This is a genomic window from Streptomyces sp. NPDC006283, from assembly GCF_040613325.1.
Taxonomy (GTDB): Bacteria; Actinomycetota; Actinomycetes; order Streptomycetales; family Streptomycetaceae; genus Streptomyces.
In genome coordinates, this window is the sequence record NZ_JBEXRZ010000340.1 from 1 (window position 1) to 4,704 (window position 4,704).

Below are 4,704 nucleotides of genomic sequence, written 5' to 3' on the forward strand. Positions count from 1 at the left end.
GGCTGATGCCGAGAGAAGGAATGGCTCAGCAGCTCGGCCGCGTCCCCGGTCGGCAGTCGACGTCAGCGCCGTTGCCCGACAGGACCGGGATGTCGCTGAGGATGTGCGACAGCGGCTCGTCGCCCTTGGCCTGCGTGGAGTTCTCGGTGCACTGCTGGGTCTGCGGCGCCGACAGGATCGGAACGTCCTGGACGGCGACGGGGATGATGCCGATGAGGGAGCCGACGTTGGCCTTGGCCGGCAGGCCGATGCAGGGCTTGTTCAGCGAGCCCTGGATGAGGCTCATCTGGGGGCTCATCGCACCGTACGTCTCGGCGTTGCCGTAGATCTGCGAGGCGCCGTTGCCACTTGCGGAGTTGGTGCCACCGTCGTTGCCGAGGGCCAGAGCCTGCGGGGCCATCGTCGCGCCCGCGCCCACCATCGAGGCGGTGACCATGGCGGTCGTCAGAATCTTCTTGATCACTTACTTGTCCCTTTTCGCTATGAACGCTCGAACGCGGAGCAGCCTGATCAACTACAAGCGGACAGTTTGGTTCCGGGCGTTCACCCGAATGCCGTAACGAGTTCTGGCTGGTGCACAATTGGCGGCCCTGCAAGCTATCTGATCGGTGAATTCAATATGACAATTTTGGCGACCGGGGTCGTGTCCGCGGAGGAGAGGGGCCGACGGCGGGCCGGTAGGGAAGGCGTCGGAGGAAGCCGGGCGCTGGCATGGCTGCTGGTGGTCACGGGCGCGGCAGGGCTGCTGGCGTCCTGGGTCATCGTCATCGACAAGATCAAGCTGGCCCAGGACCCCGGGTTCAAGCCCGGGTGCAGCCTCAACCCGGTGGTGTCGTGCGGCAGCGTCATGGAGAGCGACCAGGCGACCGTCTTCGGCTTCCCCAACCCGATGCTGGGGCTGGTCACGTACTCCGTGGTGATCGGCGTCGGCATGGCGCTGCTGGCCGGTGCACGTTTCGGGCGTGCGTACTGGCTCGGTCTGAACGCGGGCTGCCTCTTCGGAGTCGGCTTCTGTACCTGGCTGCAGTACCAGTCGCTGTACGAGATCAACGCGCTGTGCCTGTGGTGCTCGCTGGCGTGGGTCGCCACGATCCTCATGTTCTGGTACGTGACCGCGCACAACGTCCGCACCGGTGTACTGCCCGCCCCCGCAGGGCTGCGCGGTTTCCTCGGCGAGTTCGCGTGGGTCCCTCCCGTGCTGCACATCGGCGTGATCGGCATGCTGATCCTGACCCGCTGGTGGGACTTCTGGACCGGCTGAGGGGTGCGACGGCTCCGCTCGCGCGGCGTTGACGACGAGGAACCCGGCGGCCGGAAGGCCGCCGGGTTCCTCGCTGATCGCGGTTTGGACTAGTCGATCTCAGAGCCGTTGCCCGACACCACCGGGATGTCGTTGAGCAGGTGCGACAGCGGCTCGTCACCCTTGGCCTGGGTGGAGTTCTCAACACACTGCTGGGTCTGCGGCGCGGACAGGACCGGGATGTCCTGGACGGCCACCGGTACCAGGATGCCGACGAGCGAGCCGACGTTGCCCTTGAGGGGGAGACCGACGCAGGGCTTGTTGAGCGAGCCCTGGACCAGGCTGAGCTGAGGGCTCAGGTCGCCGTGCGTCTTGGAGTTGCCGTAGGCCTGAGTGGCGAAGTTGCCGCTGGCCGAGTTGGTGCCGTCGTCGTTGCCGAGGGCCAGAGCCTGCGGGGCCGCCGTCGCACCAGCGGCCGCCACGGAGAGCGTCATCGCTGCCGTAGCCATAACCTTCTTCAGCATGTTCCGTCCTTATGTCTCATGGTGTGCCCGCCGATGGAGCGCCCTGGACAACCGGGAGTTGAGACGTTTGGTTCTCCCGGTTCACTCCAACGGCCCTGTACTGCGGTGGTGTTCGGGAACCGGGCGCACGGCATGCCGCGGCGGCCCCGTCGGACGTGGCCTGCGGGACCGCCGCGGCGGAAGGACTTCGCCGTCCGGCCGGGTCAGCCACCCAGCTCGATGCCGCCGAGCATGGGTGTGAGCGAGCCGGCCGTCTTCAGCGCCTCCCCCGGGGCGTTGCCCTTCACGTTGTTCAGGTCCATCGCGGTGTCCGCGACCTGGTTGACGGCGGAACCCGCCTCGACCGAGTCCATCTGGGGGGCCGAGCGCACCAACTCGGCGATGCCGCCGTTCAGGCTCATCGGCGGCATGGTCGTGTGACCGGCGGCGAAGGCGGGTGAAGCCGCCCCCAGTGCCGCCACGGAGCCGGCAATGATCGCAGCAGCCTTCGTGTACTTCATCTTTTCGAATCCCTTTCCCCGGCGGTGTTCTCCGCCGTCGACAGGGGTAACGAGCCGTGGTCGCGGGAGAAACCCCGCCCGTCCGGCTTTCTGGCTCCGCCGGGCAGGTGTGCAGCCCCACGATCACGGCTGACACCCAACGAGCAAGCGGCAAAAGGGTTTTGCCGAATCACTCGATGGACTGGATCCGCTTGCTCCGAACGCCACCCTTCACCGCCCGTGACAAGCCCGTATGTAAGGAGAATGAGATGGCCACCAAATGGCCGTACGTGCGCGTCCCGCGTGATTTCCAACTAGCTTTCTGACAAAGTGCACTCCTGTTTTGTCGACTTGATCGAAAACGGAGAGCCACACATGCCGAAGTCGCCGCGCTTCGTGGCGCGGGGCGCCCTGGGAGCACTGCTCTGCGCGGCGTTCTCGACCGCTCAGCTCACGGCCGCGGCGGCCCCCGCCCCCACGCCTCCCGCGGCACCCGGCATTCCCTTCGCCCAGCGCTATCACGCGGTCCATCACGGCGGAATCGTTCGCGCCGCGAATTCCGCCATCACCTGCCGCACGCCGAAATCGGCGTCCGTCACCTCCTGTTCGTCCGTCCGGCGCGGAGCAAAGGGCGTCAACGGCGACTACGAGATGTTCTACGTCGACCTCGACGACGACCCCAACACCTACAACTCGAGCCGCGCCCGGCTCGCCGTCCCCGAGGACTCGCGGGTGCGCTACGCGCGCCTGTACTGGGGCGGCAACCTGCGGGTCGGCGAACAGAAGCCGCCCGAGGACAACGGCCGCGTCCTCATCGCCGAACCCGGCGGCGCGTACAAGGAAGTGCTGGCGGACACCCGGATCGCCCACCGCGACAGCGACGGCAGCGACGCCTACCACGCCTCGGCCGATGTCACCCCGCTGGTACGCCGCAGCGGTTCCGGCTACTACACGGTCGCCCAGATCAACGTGGCCATGGGCCACTCGAAGACCGGAGCCTGGGGCGGCTGGACCCTGGTCGTGGCCTACGAGAGGGACACCGAGCCGCTGCGCGAACTCGCCGTGTGGGACGGCTTCCAGACCCTCGGACCCGGTGGCCGCCCCGACCGTTCCGTGACGCTCACCGGACTGCGGATCCCGGCCCGCGCCGCCGGGCGCGCGGGCATCGTCTCCTACGACGGCGACCGAGGTGTCCGTGGCGACTCGGTGACCGTACGGGCCGGGAACGGAAAGCCGTTCACTCTCGCCGACCCGGCCAACCCTGCCGACGACGTGATGAATTCGACCATCGCCGATCTCGGTGCGAACGTGACCGGCCGTAAGCCAACCCATGTCAACACGCTCGGATACGACTCCGACGTGTTCGACATCGAACCCGCTCTGACCGGCGGCGCCCATTCGTTGACCTTCCGGTTCGACGCAGAAAAGCACGGACATTTCCTCGGCGCACTCTTCGTACAGGCCGACGCACGCCGCTGATTGAAGATCTACAGTCCACCGCGTTCGAAGAAGGCCGCACGTGCTGCAAAGAGACTGGGCCGAAAAGAATCGACTGACGGTATTCCACCTGGTTCAGCCGGTGGAGGGGGGAGTCGCACGTGTCGTCACCGACCTGGTGAGAGAACAGGTCAAGGAAGGGATCCGGCCCGTCGTCGCCTGCCCGCCGCAGGGGCGGCTCGCCGACCTGGCCGCAGAAGCCGGCGCGCGGGTGCACCCCTGGCCGGCCGGGCGCGCTCCCGGGCCGCAGCTCGTCCGTGAAGTGGGCGCCGCAGCCAGGCTCATCCGCGACGCCGCACCGCACGTCGTGCACGCCCACAGCGCCAAGGCCGGTCTCGCCGGACGGCTCGCCGTACGCGGCAGCGTGCCGACGATCTTCCAGCCGCACGCGTGGTCCTTCGAGGCCGTGCAGGGCAGGACGGCCGAACTCGCCCTGCAATGGGAGCGTTACGGGACCCGCTGGACCACCCGGACCCTGTGTGTCAGCGAGAGCGAGCGCCGGGCAGGGGAGGAGGCGGGCATCCGCGCCCGCTGGTCGGTGATCCGCAACGGCATCGACCTCACGCACTTCACCGCGGGCGACGACCGCAGCCGCGAAACCGCCCGGGCCGCGCTGCCCGAGCTCTTCGGCGTCCCCCTCGAGGCGCCCCTCGTCGTGTGCGTGGGCCGGCTGTGCCGACAGAAGGGCCAGGACCTGTTGCTGCGGGCATGGCCCGGTGTGTCGGGAGCGGTCCGGGGCGCCCGGCTCGTGCTCGTCGGCGACGGGCCGGACGGGGCGGAGCTGCGACGCACGGCTCCGCCGGGGGTGCTGTTCGCGGGCGCGTGCCCGGACACACGGCCGTGGCTGCGCGCCGCGGACGTGGCCGTGCTGCCGTCGCGCTGGGAGGGCATGGCACTGGCCCCGCTCGAGGCGATGGCCTGCGGGCGGCCCGTGGTGCTGACCGACGTCAGCGGCGCGAGGGAG

At 68.6% G+C, this 4,704-nt stretch carries 6 protein-coding genes; 3 read left to right on the forward strand and 3 right to left on the reverse strand.

Annotated features, from left to right (window positions below):
* Nucleotides 1–25 precede the first annotated feature (25 nt).
* Nucleotides 26–463 (reverse strand): rodlin, encoded by a 438-nt coding sequence (locus ABZ070_RS35400; RefSeq protein WP_356640080.1) that lies wholly within the window; start codon nucleotides 461–463, stop codon nucleotides 26–28.
* A gap of 156 nt (nucleotides 464–619) precedes the next feature.
* Between ABZ070_RS35400 and ABZ070_RS35405 the strand changes: the two genes are divergently transcribed.
* Nucleotides 620–1,261, forward strand: coding sequence for a vitamin K epoxide reductase family protein (locus ABZ070_RS35405; protein WP_356640082.1), 642 nt, complete (start codon nucleotides 620–622; stop codon nucleotides 1,259–1,261).
* 89 nt (nucleotides 1,262–1,350) lie between these two features.
* Here ABZ070_RS35405 and ABZ070_RS35410 read toward each other — a convergent pair whose 3' ends face one another.
* Both ABZ070_RS35410 and ABZ070_RS35415 read right to left on the reverse strand, forming a co-directional pair.
* The gene (locus tag ABZ070_RS35410) at nucleotides 1,351–1,764 is read right to left on the reverse strand and encodes a rodlin (RefSeq protein ID WP_356640084.1); all 414 of its coding nucleotides are present in this window, start codon (nucleotides 1,762–1,764) and stop codon (nucleotides 1,351–1,353) included.
* A gap of 203 nt (nucleotides 1,765–1,967) precedes the next feature.
* The gene (locus tag ABZ070_RS35415) at nucleotides 1,968–2,264 is read right to left on the reverse strand and encodes a hypothetical protein (RefSeq protein WP_356640086.1); all 297 of its coding nucleotides are present in this window, start codon (nucleotides 2,262–2,264) and stop codon (nucleotides 1,968–1,970) included.
* 354 nt (nucleotides 2,265–2,618) lie between these two features.
* Between ABZ070_RS35415 and ABZ070_RS35420 the strand changes: the two genes are divergently transcribed.
* A complete protein-coding gene (locus tag ABZ070_RS35420) occupies nucleotides 2,619–3,722 on the forward strand; it encodes a DUF3344 domain-containing protein (protein WP_356640088.1) in 1,104 nt (367 codons plus the stop codon).
* A 40-nt stretch (nucleotides 3,723–3,762) separates the two neighbouring features.
* A partial coding sequence (locus ABZ070_RS35425; RefSeq protein WP_356640090.1) for a glycosyltransferase occupies nucleotides 3,763–4,704 on the forward strand: 942 nt, incomplete at its 3' end.